Source organism: Kluyvera sp. NPDC087067, from assembly GCF_044745165.1.
GTDB lineage: Bacteria > Pseudomonadota > Gammaproteobacteria > Enterobacterales > Enterobacteriaceae > Kluyvera.
This window is the reverse complement of the sequence record NZ_JBIUZS010000002.1, coordinates 426428-441775: the sequence shown is the minus strand read 5'-3', so window position 1 is coordinate 441775 and position 15348 is coordinate 426428. Positions and strand designations below refer to the sequence as shown.

The 15348-nt window shown below is 55.2% G+C and carries 16 protein-coding genes; 10 read left to right on the top strand and 6 right to left on the bottom strand.

Annotated features, from left to right (window positions below):
• Together ACIPDS_RS07450 and ACIPDS_RS07445 are read right to left on the bottom strand one after the other, a co-directional pair.
• Positions 1–693: a response regulator gene (locus ACIPDS_RS07450; protein WP_400734278.1), complete on the bottom strand. Its 693-nt coding sequence runs from the start codon at positions 691–693 to the stop codon at positions 1–3.
• Entirely contained in the window at positions 683–2320 is a 1638-nt protein-coding gene (locus ACIPDS_RS07445) for an ATP-binding protein (RefSeq protein WP_400734276.1), read from the bottom strand. The genes ACIPDS_RS07450 and ACIPDS_RS07445 overlap by 11 nt, the downstream gene beginning before the upstream one ends.
• Before the next feature lie 347 nt (positions 2321–2667).
• Between ACIPDS_RS07445 and ACIPDS_RS07440 the strand changes: the two genes are divergently transcribed.
• The 8 genes from ACIPDS_RS07440 to citG are packed head-to-tail and all read left to right on the top strand — an operon-like array spanning position 2668 to position 9989.
• Positions 2668–4029 carry a 2-hydroxycarboxylate transporter family protein gene (locus ACIPDS_RS07440; protein WP_166515541.1) on the top strand — a complete coding sequence of 454 codons (1362 nt, stop codon included), beginning with the start codon at positions 2668–2670 and terminating at the stop codon, positions 4027–4029.
• Positions 4030–4042: 13 nt separating this feature from the next.
• A complete protein-coding gene (locus ACIPDS_RS07435) occupies positions 4043–4906 on the top strand; it encodes a fumarylacetoacetate hydrolase family protein (protein ID WP_166515542.1) in 864 nt (287 codons plus the stop codon).
• 13 nt (positions 4907–4919) lie between these two features.
• On the top strand, positions 4920–5939 hold the full coding sequence (citC, locus tag ACIPDS_RS07430) for a [citrate (pro-3S)-lyase] ligase (RefSeq protein ID WP_400734271.1): 1020 nt from the start codon (positions 4920–4922) through the stop codon (positions 5937–5939).
• 16 nt (positions 5940–5955) lie between these two features.
• Positions 5956–6249 carry a citrate lyase acyl carrier protein gene (gene citD, locus ACIPDS_RS07425; RefSeq protein WP_166515544.1) on the top strand — a complete coding sequence of 98 codons (294 nt, stop codon included), beginning with the start codon at positions 5956–5958 and terminating at the stop codon, positions 6247–6249.
• Positions 6246–7121 (top strand): citrate (pro-3S)-lyase subunit beta, encoded by an 876-nt coding sequence (gene citE, locus ACIPDS_RS07420; RefSeq protein ID WP_166515545.1) that lies wholly within the window; start codon positions 6246–6248, stop codon positions 7119–7121. Before citD ends, citE begins: the two co-directional genes overlap by 4 nt.
• 10 nt (positions 7122–7131) lie before the next feature.
• Entirely contained in the window at positions 7132–8649 is a 1518-nt protein-coding gene (citF, locus tag ACIPDS_RS07415; protein ID WP_400734267.1) for a citrate lyase subunit alpha, read from the top strand.
• A 4-nt stretch (positions 8650–8653) separates the two neighbouring features.
• Positions 8654–9193, top strand: coding sequence for a citrate lyase holo-[acyl-carrier protein] synthase (citX, locus tag ACIPDS_RS07410; RefSeq protein WP_400734264.1), 540 nt, complete (start codon positions 8654–8656; stop codon positions 9191–9193).
• Positions 9171–9989 (top strand): triphosphoribosyl-dephospho-CoA synthase CitG, encoded by an 819-nt coding sequence (gene citG / locus ACIPDS_RS07405; RefSeq protein ID WP_400734262.1) that lies wholly within the window; start codon positions 9171–9173, stop codon positions 9987–9989. The genes citX and citG overlap by 23 nt, the downstream gene beginning before the upstream one ends.
• A gap of 138 nt (positions 9990–10127) precedes the next feature.
• Here the strand turns inward: citG and ACIPDS_RS07400 are convergent, their stop codons facing one another.
• From ACIPDS_RS07400 to mutY, 4 genes are all read right to left on the bottom strand, one after another.
• Positions 10128–11384, bottom strand: coding sequence for a nucleoside permease (locus ACIPDS_RS07400; RefSeq protein ID WP_400734260.1), 1257 nt, complete (start codon positions 11382–11384; stop codon positions 10128–10130).
• A gap of 240 nt (positions 11385–11624) precedes the next feature.
• Positions 11625–12704: a membrane-bound lytic murein transglycosylase MltC gene (gene mltC / locus ACIPDS_RS07395; protein ID WP_400734712.1), complete on the bottom strand. Its 1080-nt coding sequence runs from the start codon at positions 12702–12704 to the stop codon at positions 11625–11627.
• Between the two features lie 49 nt (positions 12705–12753).
• Positions 12754–13029: an oxidative damage protection protein gene (locus tag ACIPDS_RS07390; RefSeq protein WP_166515550.1), complete on the bottom strand. Its 276-nt coding sequence runs from the start codon at positions 13027–13029 to the stop codon at positions 12754–12756.
• Between the two features lie 26 nt (positions 13030–13055).
• Complete coding sequence (mutY, locus tag ACIPDS_RS07385; RefSeq protein ID WP_400734257.1) at positions 13056–14108, bottom strand: A/G-specific adenine glycosylase; 1053 nt, start codon at positions 14106–14108, stop codon at positions 13056–13058.
• Positions 14109–14264: 156 nt separating this feature from the next.
• Between mutY and trmB the strand changes: the two genes are divergently transcribed.
• Positions 14265–14984 (top strand): tRNA (guanosine(46)-N7)-methyltransferase TrmB, encoded by a 720-nt coding sequence (trmB, locus tag ACIPDS_RS07380; protein ID WP_166515552.1) that lies wholly within the window; start codon positions 14265–14267, stop codon positions 14982–14984.
• A complete protein-coding gene (locus ACIPDS_RS07375) occupies positions 14985–15311 on the top strand; it encodes a YggL family protein (RefSeq protein WP_062772883.1) in 327 nt (108 codons plus the stop codon).
• The last annotated feature ends 37 nt before the right edge of the window (positions 15312–15348 follow it).

The following is a 15348-nucleotide window of genomic DNA, read 5'->3' as shown; positions in this document are numbered from 1 at the left end:
TTATGCGGCGCTGCGGCGATACATCCGCCGCGGATGACCAATCTTACCGTACAGCATCTCCACGCTTAAAAAACCGGCCTCCACGCAGTGCTCCAGATAGCGCCGGGTGGTTGTTTTGCTAAGGCCCGTTTCGCTCACCACTTCATCGACCGAAAAACAGTGTGCGGCCTGGTCGTTAAACAGCTTTTGCACCCGCGCCAGCGTATTCTCCTCAATCCCTTTGCTGCCGTTATCCTGACGGTAGTTCTTCGCCTGTAGCTGGTAAAGGGAATCGACGTTCTGCTGGTCGACGATTTTCCACACCCGCTGCTGCTCGGCGAATTGCACGAAGCGTTCCAGCGACTGGCTCAGCCGCTTCCATGACACCGGCTTAAGAATGTAATCAAACGCGCCATTGCGAATGGCCAGGCTACAGGTGTCCATGTCGCTGGCGGCGGTGATAAAAATGGCCGAACAGTTGGCGCGCGTGAGCATCGGATCGTTAATGAGCGTGATGCCTTTGCCGTCCGGCAGATAGTTATCCAGCAGCATCAGCTGCGGCCGCTTGCTTTCAAGCTGAGCCTGCGCGTCAGCCAGCGACGAGGCAATGCCCACCAGGCGCAGGCGCGGGTGTTTGCCGATAAGCTCCGCGTGCAGTTGCGCCAGTTCGTGTTCATCTTCAACAATCAGTACATCGATAAGTTCATGTTGCATAGTCGATATCTTCCAGTTCCTGTGAGGTACACCGGGTGTCTCCCGTGACGGGAATAAACAGCGAGAAAATGGTCCCGCGCGGGTCGTTATCGGCAATTTCTATCAGACCGCCCGCCTGCGTGACGTAGCTTTCGATAAGATAAAGGCCGATGCCGTGATCGCCGCGCGTTTTAGTGGTGATCCCTCGCTCAAATATTCGTTCGCGGATCTCCGGTTTAATGCCGATCCCCTGATCGGCCACCTCGATGATCAACTCCCGGTCGTTAAGCAGGATCAACACCTCTACCGGCTCGTGCGGCAGCGGTGCGCGTTGGGTCGCTTCGATGGCGTTATCCAGCAGGTTGCCGATGATAGAAATCAATTCAGATTCAGCCAGCGGCGCAAATGGTTGGCTCATTAAACAGGCTGGATCAAAGCGTAGCGCCACCCCTTTTTCTCGGGCGCGAGCGGCTTTCCCCAGCAGCAGTCCGCAAAGCGTTGGCGAGCTAAAGCGCGAGGAGATAAAGTCCAGCAGTTCCTGGGCGTGTTCAGACTGCGCCTGAATATAGCGAATAGCTTCGTCATAGCGGCCCATATGCAAAAGCCCGGAGAGGGTGGTCATGCGGTTTAGCTGCTCGTGACGCATGATGCGCAGGTTATCGACATAGCGCTTAACCTGGCTTAGCTGGGCGCTCAGTGAGTCGATTTCATTGCGATCGCGGAAGGTGATCACCCAGCCCTGAAGCGAATCCTCCAGCATGATCCGCACCCGGCTGGCGATCACTGTGAGATCGTTAAAGTGGCAGATCTCATCGTGAGTATCTTGTCTGAGCATCGTTTCACGGGTGAAAAAAGGCATCGGCGCGATCACTTCATCAATCAACTGTCCACGTAGTTCACGTGCGGGCAGGCTTAGCCCAAGCAGCTTTCTTGCCGCCTGGTTAATCACTTCAATGCGCAGGTTGCTGTCGATGGCAATCACCCCTTCGTAAATCGACTCCATCATCGCTTTTTGCTGACGCACCAGCAGGCCAATTTCACGCGGCTCGAGCGAGAAAATCTGCTTTTTGATACTGCGGGTGAAAAACCAGGAGAAGATAAATAACGCCAGCAGCAACAGCACCGCCGCAATCAGGATGTTGACCACTTTGTTGACGGTAATACTGTCAAGATAGCTGGTAAGATAGCCGACCGACACAATACCGATAACCTGGCCATTTTCGTTGAAGATGGGCGCTTTGCTGCGCAGTGAAATGCCAAGACCGCCCTGACGAATGGTGGTGGTGCTTTTACCCCGCAGCACTTCTTCGTTATCGCCGCCTACCAGCGTTTTGCCGACCCGGTCGTTGAATACCGAATGGTATAAATGCAGACCTTTATTATCGCCAATGACGATAAAGCTGGCATCGCTACGGGCGACTAATTTCTGCATGAAATCATGGATAGCTGGAATGTTTTTATCCGCTACCTGTTTACGCAGATCGGGAATGATGGCAATTTCTTCCGCCTGTATTTTTGCCCGCACGCTCATCTCTTGATATAGCTGCCGACCGACGTCAATATAATAATAGCTACCGAGCAGTGCAAACAGCACCGAAAAAAAGGCAACCAGTGAAATAAAAAGTTTTATCTGAAATGATACTTTCATTACTCTCACGCGCGGTATCGTCGGAAGTTGTCAATATATCATCTTTTTGCGTGGCGCTAGCGGCTTTGCCAGAAACTTGTGATCCCTTGCACAGCCTGCTGTGAAAAGAGAATTCTCCGAAAATAGCGGCGGATTAAGGTTAAATTAATAAATGTTATTTATTTGTTCAATTTAGAAAAGAAACCATAAAAACCACGCTTATAAATAAGCAGTTAATCACATTAAATAAAAGAAACCATTAAAACCATAGGCGCCATTAAAACTTCGGTTTTAATATGCTTTCACTCACATAAAGTAAGCCTTTAGGCCCTTAAGCTAAAAGTACAAAATAACCAAAGGGCTTCATTATGAGCACGACTGATGATTCATTCTCTGTTACCCACGACCCGATAGAAATTCAACGCCCGGCACTTAAAGAGCGCTGGTGGCATATTATGGATACCTGGAAAGTCGGCATTATTCCTTTACCGCTGTTTGTGTTAGCCGGGGTGCTTATCGCCATTGATTGTCTGGGCGGCAAGCTGCCGAGCGACATCGTGGTGATGGTGGCGACGCTGGCCTTTTTTGGTTTTGCCTGCGGTGAGTTTGGCAAGCGTCTGCCGATTGTCGGCAAACTGGGCGCGGCGGCCATTTGCGCCACCTTTATCCCTTCCGCGATGGTCTATTACGGCCTGTTGCCGGACGTGGTGGTAGAGTCGACCACCAAATTCTACAAATCCACCAACATTCTCTATCTCTATATCTGCTGCATTATCGTCGGCAGCATTATGAGTATGAACCGTACCGTGCTGATTCAAGGCTTCCTGCGCATCTTCTTCCCGATGCTGTGCGGTGAGATTGTCGGCATGGTTGTCGGGATGGGCGTGGGTATGGCTCTCGGTCTGGAACCGTTCCAGATCTTCTTCTTTATCATTCTGCCGATCATGGCCGGTGGCGTCGGTGAAGGGGCGATCCCGCTGTCTATCGGCTACGCGACGATCCTGCATATGGATCAGGGCGTGGCATTGGGTCGCGTCCTGCCGATGGTGATGCTCGGCGGCTTAACCGCCATCATTATCTCCGGCTGCCTGAACCAGCTTGGCAAGCGCTTCCCGCATCTGACCGGCGAAGGCCAGCTCATGCCAAACCGCGCTAACGCCGAAACCCAAAACTCCCAGCCTGCATTCTCTGGTAAGACCGACGTCACCACTATTGCCTCCGGCGCGCTGCTGGCGGTACTGCTCTATATGCTGGGCATGCTGGGTCACAAACTGATTGGCCTGCCAGCGCCGGTTGGCATGCTGTTTATGGCCGTGCTGGTGAAACTGTGTAACGGCGCTTCTCCACGCCTGCTGGAAGGTTCTCAGGTGGTGTACAAATTCTTCCAGACCTCGGTGACCTATCCGATTCTGTTTGCCGTTGGCGTGGCGATTACGCCGTGGCAGGAACTGGTCAACGCCTTCACCGTCAGCAACCTGCTGGTTATCGTCAGCACCGTTTCAGCACTGGTGGCTACCGGCTTCTTCGTTGGCAAAAAAATCGGTATGCACCCGATTGATGTCGCCATCGTCTCCTGCTGCCAGAGCGGCCAGGGCGGTACCGGTGATGTGGCGATTCTGACCGCGGGTAACCGCATGAGTCTGATGCCGTTCGCGCAGATTGCTACTCGTATCGGTGGGGCGATTAACGTCGCCGTCTCACTGCTGGTACTGGGCAACTTCCTCGTCTAATCAGGACTGAACAATGAAACTCGCAAGCTTTATCTACCAGGGCGTTCGCAGCTACGGCATCGTGAATGCACAAGGAATGATTGATTTAGGTCGCCGTCTTGGCGACCGCTACGGCGACCTTAAAGCGCTGTTACAGGGCAACGGGCTGGCGGATGCCACCCGCTACATCAACGACGCGGTCGATGTGCCGATGGATGCGGTCACCTTCCTGCCGGTGATTGAACACCCGGAAAAAATCCTCTGCGTGGGCATGAACTACGCCGAAAAACGCAAAGAGTTCGACCAGCACAACCCGGCGCCGACGCTGTTTGTCCGCTTCCCGGACTCGCAAACGGCGCATAACGCGCCGGTGCTCAAACCTCGGCACTCCCGTGAATTCGACTATGAAGGCGAGCTGGCGGTGATTATCGGTAAAGGCGGCGAGAACATCAGCCGTGAAGATGCGCTGCGCCACGTGGCCGGCTACAGCTGCTATATGGACGGTTCCGCCCGCGACTGGCAGCACACGTGGTTTACCGCTGGGAAAAACTGGCGTCAGACCGGGGCATTTGGCCCGTGGATGGCGACGGCGGACGAAATTCCCGATCCGCATCAGCTGGCGATCCGCACGTGGCTCAATGGCCGCATGGTGCAGGACGACAACACCAGCAGCATGATCCACAAAGTGGCGGAGCTGATTGAGTACATCAGCACCTTCACCCGCCTGAGTCCGGGCGACGTGATCATCACCGGTTCCCCGGGCGGCGTGGGTAAAAAACGCAACCCGCCGCTGTTTATGCAAGAGGGCGATCGGATCGAGGTGGAAATTGAGCATATCGGCCATCTCAGCAACATCATCATGGAAGCGCCAGCGAACACGCTGACGGCGGCGCACTAAGTAAGGCGGCACGATGCACACGCAACCCCCCATCGATTTTCGGGTCACGCAAGTGGCGAACCACCCGCAACGTTTACAGCCGATTCGAACGCTGCTGGTAGATAGCGGCCTTGGGCTTGATAGCGATATTACGCTGTTCGTTGAGGCCTGGTGTGGGACGACGCTGGTGGGCTGCGCGGGGCTTGCGGCAAACGTCATTAAGTGCGTGGCGGTGAACGAAGGTGCGCGTGGGGGGAACCTCAGCGCGCGCCTGCTGGCTGAGGTAGAAAACGTCGCGCTGGCGCAGGGCTATTTTCATCTTTTCCTGTGCACGCGCCCGTGTAACAAGGAACGTTTCGCCCGCAGCGGCTTCTGGCCGATTGCGCAAAGCGGCAATAACGCGGTGTTGATGGAGAACACGCCGCAGGGTATCGAGCGCTATTGCCGCATGCTGAGCCACAAGCGCCAGCCGGGGGAGAAGGTTGGGGCGATTGTGATGAACGCCAACCCGTTCACGTTAGGACATCGTCACCTGGTGGAACAGGCGGCAAGACAGTGCGACTGGCTGCACCTTTTCGTGGTGCGCGAAGACGCGTCGTTTTTCCCGTTTCGCGCACGCCTGGAGATGGTTCGCGCGGGCGTGGCGCATCTGCGCAACGTCACCGTGCATGAAGGTTCGCAGTACATCATTTCCCGCGCCACCTTCCCGACCTATTTCCTTAAGGAATCCGGCAAAGTGCAGCAGGCATGGAGCGAAATTGACGTGCTCATTTTTGCTCAGCACATCGCCCCAGCGCTTGGCATTACGCACCGTTTTATTGGTTCAGAGCCGTTTTGCGCGGTCACTCACCAGTACAACCAGACGCTGCATTCGCTGCTTGCCGGGCAGGTTGAGGTGGTTGAAATTCCGCGTATTAAAGCAGCAGGCAATGCCATTTCGGCCTCGGAAGTACGCCGTTTACTTAAAACACAGCAGTTTTCTCGTATTCGGGACATTGTCCCGGCATCCACTTTCGCGCATCTCGAAGCACATTACAGCGCGGAAGTGGCATAACAATCAGGACATTATCATGAAAATCGTAAGGGAGGCGCTGGCCGGAACGCAAGAGTCCAGCGACCTGATGGTGAAAATCGCCCCCGCCGACGGCGAGCTGGAGATTGTCATCCACAGTGAAGTGATTAAGCAGTTTGGCGAGCAAATCCGCCAGGTGGTTGAAGAGACGCTGCGCGCCATGGATGTGCGGCAGGGGCTGATTATCGTGGAAGACAAAGGTGCGCTGGATTGTGTTATCCGCGCTCGTCTGCAAAGCGCGGTACTGCGCGCGACGGACACGCAGCAAATTGCGTGGGAGGCACTGCAATGAGTCGTTTACGCCGTAGCATGCTGTTCCTGCCGGGCGCTAACGCCGCCATGCTCTCAACCGCGTTTATCTATCGCCCGGACTCAATTATGTTCGACCTTGAAGATGCGGTGGCGCTGCGTGAGAAAGATACCGCGCGCCTGCTGGTCTTCCATGCCTTGCAGCACCCGATGTATCAGGACATTGAAACGGTAGTGCGTATCAACCCGCTGAGCACGCCGTTTGGCCTGCTCGATCTGGAAGCCGCGGTGCGCGGCGGCGTGGATGTGATCCGTCTGCCGAAAACCGACACCCCGGAAGATATTTTCGAGCTCGAAGGCCATCTTGAGCGCATTGAACGCGAATGCGGCCGGGAAGTGGGTTCAACCCGCGTGATGGCGGCCATCGAGTCGGCGATTGGCGTGATTAACGCCGTGGCGATTGCCCGCAGCTCGCCGCGCCTTATCGGTATTGCGCTGGCGGCATTTGATTACGTGATGGATATGCAGACCGAGCGCGGTGACGGCACCGAGCTGTTTTACGCTCGCTGCGCCGTGCTGCACGCCGCTCGCGCTGCCGGTATCGATGCCTTTGACGTGGTGTGGTCAGATGTGAATGACGAAGCGGGCTTCCTGCGCGAAGTTGAGCTGATTCGCAAGATGGGCTTTAACGGTAAATCGCTGATTAACCCGCGCCAGATTGACCTCTTACATAACGCGTACGCGCCAACCCAGCAGGAAGTTGACCACGCGCAGCGCGTGATTGAGGCGGCAGAAGAGGGCGAGCGTAACGGGCTGGGCGTGGTGTCGCTCAACGGAAAAATGGTGGACGCGCCGATTATCGACCATGCGCAACGCGTGCTCGAACGTGCGGCGGCTTCCGGCGTGCGTCGTTAAGGAATAAATAATGAATCAGACAGAACTTCTTCACGAGAATTTTCCCCATCTTAGGGATTTAAAACCGTTCACCGGCGCGCACAGCGCAACGCCGTGGCTGGCCGATATGGACGCCAAACATCATCGTAAACTGTGCCAGTCGCTGGAGCAGGCCGTTCAACGCAGCGGCCTGAAAGATGGCATGACCATTTCGTTCCATCACGCCTTTCGCGAAGGCGACCGGGTCATTAATAACGTGGTGGCGACCCTTGCGCGGATGGGCTTTAAAAATCTGACGCTGGCTTCCAGTTCGCTGATGACCTGCAACGACGCGTTAATCGAGCATATCGAAAGCGGCGTTATCACCCGTATCTACACCTCCGGCATGCGCGGTAAGCTGGCGGATGCCATCTCCCACGGGCTGATGGATGAACCGGTACAAATCCACTCCCACGGCGGTCGCGTGAAGCTGTTGCAGGATGGTGAACTGAATATCGACGTGGCGTTCCTCGGCGTGCCGTGCAGCGATGAGTTTGGCAACGCCAACGGCACTCACGGTAAGTCCTGCTGCGGCTCGCTGGGCTATGCGATGGTCGACGCTCACTTTGCGCATAAAGTGGTGCTGCTGACCGAAGAACTGGTGCCGTTCCCCAATATGCCCGCCAGCCTGGTGCAGGATCAGGTGGATTACATTGTGCAGGTGGAGAGTGTTGGCGACCCAGCGAAAATCAGCGTCGGCGCTGCGCGCGTCACCAGCAACCCGCGTGAACTGATGATTGCCCGCTACGCGGCGGACGTTATCGAACACTCCGGCTACTTCACACAAGGCTTCTCCATGCAGACCGGTTCAGGTGCTGCGGCAACGGCCTGCACCCGTTTTATGGAAGAGAAGATGGAGCGCAGCGGCATTACGGCTCGCTTTGCGCTGGGCGGCATTACCGGCGGTCTGGTGGACTTGCATGAAAAAGGGCTGATTGAAAAGCTGCTGGATACCCAATGCTTTGACGGGCAGGCGGCGGCCTCGCTGGCGCGTAACCCGAATCATGTGGAAATCTCCACCAACGTCTACGCCAACCCGGCCAGCAAAGCGGCGAGCTGCGACCAGCTTGACGTGGTGATCCTGAGCGCGCTGGAGATTGATGTCGATTTTAACGTCAACGTTATCACCGGTTCCGACGGCGTGATGCGCGGAGCGTCCGGCGGTCACTGCGACGTGGCGGCCGCCGCCAATCTGACCATCGTGGTGGCACCATTGCTGCGTAGCCGTATCCCGACGGTGGTGAAGCGCGTGACCACGCGCCTGACGCCGGGGGAAAGCATCGACGTGCTGGTGACCGACCACGGTATTGCGGTCAACCCGGCGCGCCCGGAAATTCGCGAACGTCTGCTGGCGGCAGGGCTGAAAGTCGTCGATATCGACGAACTTTATGCCCGTGCGGTCTCGCTGACCGGTCTGCCAAAACCGATTGAATTCACGGATAAAATTGTCGGCGTGATCCGCTATCGTGACGGCAGCGTTATCGACACCGTTCGTCAGGTGAAGGAGTAAACGTATGACCACAATGACGCCCGTGCGAGCGGGTGTCAGCCTTGAGGCGCTGCTGGCGGCGAAAGAGAACCGCGCGGCGCGCCAGGCTGACTGGTTAACCCACTATCAACAGCCGATTATCTCCCTCACGCTGGTCACACCGGGCGCGGTTAAAAACAGCCAGCGCTATCGCAACACCATGGGCGTGGCGCTGCAAATGTGCGATCAGCTGCTGTGGCAAAACGGCTGGCAGGTTCTTGATCGCCAGGTCTTGTGGCTGCCTACCGGGCCGGAAGCAATGTGGTGCGTGGCGCACCAGGCGCCGGAGATTAAAGCGCACTGTGCGGCGCTTGAGCAGACTCATCCGCTTGGGCGTCTGTGGGATCTGGACGTTATCTGCCCGCAGGCCGGCCACGTTGGACGGTTATCATTAGGGCGGCATATGCGCCGCTGTTTGATTTGCGATGAGCCCGCGCATGCCTGTTCCCGCTCGCGTAAACATCCGATAGATGAAGTGGTGGCCTGCGTGGAGAAGATGATTGATGACTGGTTCCATCGCGACTAAACCACGCGTCGTTGACGTGCCTTTCCTTGCCGAAGAGGCGCTGTGGCAGGAGCTGGCGTTGACGCCAAAGCCCGGGCTTGTAGACCGGCGTAACAGCGGGGCGCATCGGGATATGGATCATGCGCTGTTTGTGCGCAGCATAACGGCGATTGCCCCATGGTTTTCGCGTTTTGCGGAGCTGGGAGACTCCTGGTCGCACCTGCCCGCGCGCGAACAGCTGCGGCTTATTCGGCCCATGGGCATCGCCTGTGAACAGGCGATGTATGCGGCAACGGGCGGGGTGAACACCCATAAGGGTGGCATTTTCTCCCTAGGTTTACTGTGCTTTGCTGCCGGGCGGCTGGGCGAGGTCAGCCGGGCGAGCTTATGTCGTGAGGTCAGCGCCATTTGCCAGGGGCTGGTGGCCCGTGAACTCGGGGGGCGCACGACGCCTGCCACCGCCGGTGAGCGGCAGTTTCATCAGTTCGGCCTGACCGGAGCGCGCGGTGAGGTTGAGAGCGGATTCGCCACGGTGCGCCGGGCGTTGGACGGCTGGGATGGCGCTCATCTTGCGGCATTGCTGCTGCGCCTGATGGCGACCAATCAGGACAGTAATCTGGTGTCACGCGGGGGAATGAGCGGGCTGCGGTATGTACAAGAATATGCACAGCGTCTGCTGGACGAGGGCTGGGATGCGCAAGCGTTAGCGGCGATGGATGAGGCGCTGATTGCGCGAAATTTAAGTCCAGGGGGCAGTGCGGATTTGCTGTCGGTGGGATGGGTGTTGTCTGGGGTTACCCCTTCTCACCAAAGGTGAGAGCGGACGTAGGCCTGATAAGGCGAAGCCGCCATCAGGCAAAACGGAGCAGATTGCCGGATGGCGGCTTCGCCTTATCCGGCCTACTTTTCGGAATGCTATCCCGGCGTCGCAATGCTCGGCCGGGCGACTTTTTTATTAATGTACTATCGGTTGTACGCCCGTTACCGGACGCTCATGCTTGTACTTAAACAACCCAACAAACGCCACCGCCAGCACCAATGAGTATCCGGCGAAAATCAGCCACACGCTCTGCCAGTCGGTAATGCCGTTCACGGTGTACATCTCAACCACTTTACCGCTCGCCATCCCGCCCAGAATACAGCCGAAGCCGTTGGTCATCATCAAGAACATGCCCTGCGCGCTGGCGCGGATCTCAGGCTTAACTTCTTTCTCAACAAACACCGAACCGGAAATGTTGAAGAAGTCGAAGGCGCAGCCGTAAACAATCATCGACAGCACTAACAGTACGGTGCCGAAGGCCGATGGGTCACCGTAGGCGAACAGACCAAAGCGCAGCATCCACGCGAAAATACTGATCAACATGACGTTCTTAATACCGTAGCGGCTTAAGAAGAACGGAATGGTCAGAATGAACAGGGTTTCAGAGATCTGCGAAATCGACATCATCACCGACGCGTGCTGCACGATAAAGCTGGTGGCAAACAGCGGATCTTTATCGAAGCTGTGCAGGAAGGTGTTGCCGAACATATTAGTGATTTGCAGTTCCGCACCCAGCATCATGGAGAAGATAAAGAAGATCGCCATACGCTGATTTTTAAACAGCGCGAAGGCATCAAGCCCCAGCATGCTGCTCCAGCTCTGTTTCTGCTGTTGATTAGAGACCGGAATATGCGGCAGCGTCAGGGTAAACAGTGCCAGCACAACCGACAGCGCGGCGCCGATATAAAGCTGCATGTGGCTTAGTTCGAATCCGGCAAAACTCACCGCCCACATCGCCAGAATAAAGCCGATGGTGCCCCAGATACGGATTGGCGGGAAGTCGGTCACAATGTCCATACCGGCCGTTTTCAGGCGGTAGTAGGAGATGGTGTTAATCAGCCCAAGCGTTGGCATATAGGCCAGCGAGTTCAGGAGAATAACGATAAACATCGCGCTTGGCGTGGTCACCTCGGCGGCCATAAACAGCGTACCGGCTCCTACCAGATGACAGATAGCGTAGACCCATTTGGCGCTGATCCACTTATCCGCCACGATGCCCAACAGCGTCGGCATAAAGACGGCGGCAATCCCCAGCGAGCTATAAACCGCGCCGATAGAAGCACCGTCGAACTTGAGCGTCACAAACATGTATGAGCCCAGCGTGGTCAGCCAGCTCCCCCAAAGGCAGAACTGCAGAAACGACAGTATCTTAAGCTGCAGCTTCAAATTCATGTTATTTTCCTCACAAAATTAGCCGTGTAATGTATAGCGAGTCACATTAAAGGATGATATTTGCGATGATTCTATCAATGGCGTGGATGAAACATTGTTAAGCGCCGCATAAAATTGCAATTATTTTTACTTTGCATAACGAATTAGTGACAAAACTAACATTTTTGTGCGGCGAAGGAAGAGAAGAACCACCTTATCCCAGAGATACGTGAATAAGGTGGTCTGCTTTTGTGAGAATGATTACTTGCGGCGATAGCCCTTCTGGGCGGAGTTAACCTTATAAAGATAACGGCGCGATTCCGCCGACGGATGGCGCGTGGTCAAGGTCTGGTAAACGTCACCCGGTGACATATTGTTGATGAGATTAGCCGCCTGCACCTTATCGTTTGAGAAGACGCGCAGCACGCTGCCCGCGCCGCCGTTATAGGCGGTAATCACCGCATAACGTCGCGATGTCGGGTTAGTAATGCCGCCAAGATAAACGTTATTCAGAATGGCCAGATAGGCGGTGCCTGTATCGATATTGCTGGCGGGATCAAACAGGAAGCTGCGGCTCGGCGTGCCGGATTTTCCCTGTGAACGGAACACATCTTTCCCGGCGGTATGCTGAACGACCTGCATCAGCCCCATCGCATCGGAACGACTCACCGCATACGGGTTAAAGGAGGATTCAGTCTGCATAATCGCCAGAATCAGCGACTCGTCAATTCCATACTTGCGTGACGCCTGACGCACCATGCCCAAATATTTATGTGCACGTTTGTCGAGGTGGTTTGGCACCAGATTAATGGTGATGCTGTAGATAATATGCAGGCCGCTGCTACGTTTTTTCATCCGCGTTTGCAGTAGATAGTCCGCGAAACGTTCCGCGCGCCACTGCCAGCGAATCGCCTCGCCGTTGTTATCCACCACCTGACCATACAGGAACGGTTCTTTGGAGATCTGGATATCGTCGGCATCGGAGTAGAGGTCAACCGAACCCGGATCGTCACCCATCAATAAGGTGGTGATGATTGCCTGACGCAGTCGGGCGGCGGGATCGGTGCCAGCGATGGTTTCAACGGTAATGGTACCGTTGTCGAAGTTGATGTGGCTACGCGTCTGGTAGCCATCGGTATACTTAACGTAGTCTTTCGGCCCGGCAATCAGGACCTCGTTAAAGCCCCAAATGTTCTCAATGTTGTGGGCAAACTGCCCCATCAAAATATCAAAACCGTTGGTGTCTTTTACCCACGCCTCGTTATAGGTATCGCTTTTTTTATTCGAGGAGCAGGAGACTAGCAGGGGCGCGATTAACGCCAGAGCATAGAGTTTTTTCATCATTTTGGGAGCGCGTGTTGTTGTGTTGTCCTAAAGGGCGGTGATTCCCTTACTGCTTTTCAGGCGGCGTGTAGCCTTCAATGTGCACATCTTTACCTTCAAACAGGAAATTGATCATTTCCTCTTCCAGTAATTTGCGATGCTCCAGATTCATCATATTGAGTTTCTTTTCATTGATGAGCATGGTCTGCTTGTGCTGCCACTGTTTCCAGGCTTCTTTGGAGATCTCGTTATAGATGCGTTTGCCCAGCTCGCCTGGGTACAGCTGAAAATCCTGCCCTTCGGCTTCTTGTTGCAGGAAGGTACAAAAAATCGTTCTGCTCATAATAAATCCTCTTATGTCGCCGAATACTAAATGGGTGAATCGGCGCGTAACTGCTGCAACAGGCGCTCAACCGGTGCGGCCAGCCCGACTGTGGGCGGCTGGGCTAAGTTATACCAGAGAGCGTTGCCTTCATCCATGCATGACGTGAATGAGGACACAGTAAGCCACATTGGCACAATGTCCAGATGGAAATGGCTGAAAGTATGACGAAACGCGGTGTGCTGGGTCAGCGTATCGGCGGGGATCTGCCGCTCGGCGAGCCAGTCACGCAGCGCGTCTTCATCAGCAAACTGCGGGAAACAGTATAGACCGCCCCACAGCCCACTCGGCGGACGCTGCTGTAAAAAGACTTCACGATCGTGCTGCATCATCAGGAAATAGCCGGTGCGTTCCGGTATGGTTTGCTTGGGTTTTTTACCCGGATACTGCGCCCAGCTACCGTTAGCCGAAGCGATGCAGCCGTTATCCAGCGGGCATAGCGAACACTTAGGCTTTGATCGAGTACAGACCATCGCGCCTAAATCCATCATCGCCTGATTAAAGCGCGACACGCCTTCGGCGGGCGTCACTTTTTCGCTGATATCCCAAAGCTGTTTTTCAACCTCTTTCTTACCCGGCCAGCCCTCTACCGCGTAGCAGCGTGCCAGTACGCGCTTTACGTTGCCGTCGAGAATCGGGAAATGTTTGCCGAGCGATAAAGATAAAATCGCGCCCGCGGTCGAGCGGCCGACGCCGGGCAGCGCGACCACTTCATCAAAGGTTTCCGGGAAACGTCCGTGATGGAGCGTCGCGACCTGCTGTGCCGCTTTATGCAAGTTGCGCGCGCGGGCGTAGTAGCCGAGCCCCGTCCACAGATGCAGCACATCGTCCAACGGTGCGTTAGCCAGATCGGTAACCGTGGGAAAGCGTGACATAAAGCGTTCAAAATAGGAGATAACGGTGGCAACCTGCGTTTGTTGCAACATCACCTCAGACAGCCATACTTTGTAGGGCGTCTTTTCAATTTGCCAGGGGAGGGTTTTACGCCCGTATTTGTCGTACCAGTCCAGCACCTGGGCTGAAAATTGTGACGCTTGCATGGTCAAAGCAGGGATTCCAATATCGCGCAAATAAGGGGCCAAATTGCAGCACAGAGGCACTATGCTGTAAACAGGAACTTTCCGGTGCTTGCATCCGGCAACTAACTTTGGATAATGCCCGTTTCCCGAACACTCTCACAAGCAGACTTAATTTTTATGAAGAACGACGTCATTTCACCGGAATTTGATGAGAACGGCCGCCCACAGCGCCGTATTCGTAGTTTTGTTCGTCGCCAGGGGCGACTGACCAAAGGGCAGGAGCACGCGCTGGAAAACTACTGGCCGGTGATGGGCGTTGAGTTCAGCGAAGAGCCTGTCGACTTTGCCGCGCTGTTTGGTCGCGAAGCGCCAACCACGCTGGAAATCGGTTTTGGCATGGGCGCTTCGCTGGTGGCAATGGCCAAAGCGCGCCCGGATCACAACTTCCTCGGCATTGAAGTGCACTCTCCGGGCGTTGGCGCCTGCCTGGCATCGGCCCATGAAGAGGGTGTCGATAACCTGCGCGTGATGTGCCACGATGCGGTTGAAGTGCTGATGAAAATGATCCCCGATAATTCCCTGAACATGGTTCAGCTCTTTTTCCCTGACCCGTGGCACAAAGCGCGTCATAATAAGCGTCGTATCGTTCAGGTTCCGTTTGCCGATCTGGTGAAAAGCAAACTGAAGCTGGGCGGCGTGTTCCATATGGCAACCGACTGGCAGCCGTATGCTGAACACATGCTGGAAGTCATGTCTTCTATGGACGGATATCTGAATCTGTCTGAAAGCAAAGATTATGTACCGCGCCCGGAATCACGCCCGGTAACCAAATTTGAACAACGTGGTCATCGTCTTGGCCACGGCGTATGGGACTTAATGTTCGAGAGGGTGAAATAAATGGCAAAGAATCGTAGCCGTCGTTTGCGTAAAAAAATGCACATCGATGAATTCCAGGAAGTGGGTTTCTCTGTAGCATGGCGTTTCCCGGAAGGGACGAGCGCTGAGCAGATCGACCAGTACGTCGATCAGTTTATCGATGAAGTTATCGAGCCGAACAAGCTGGCGTTTGATGGCAGCGGCTATCTGGCGTGGGAAGGTCTGATTTGCACTCAGGAAATTGGTAAGTGCACTGAAGATCATCAGGCTCAGGTTCGTAAATGGCTTGAAGACCGCAAATTCGAAGAAGTGCGCACCAGCGAACTTTTCGACGTTTGGTGGGACTAATATCCTATACGGGGCCAGCATTTGCTGGCCCGATTTG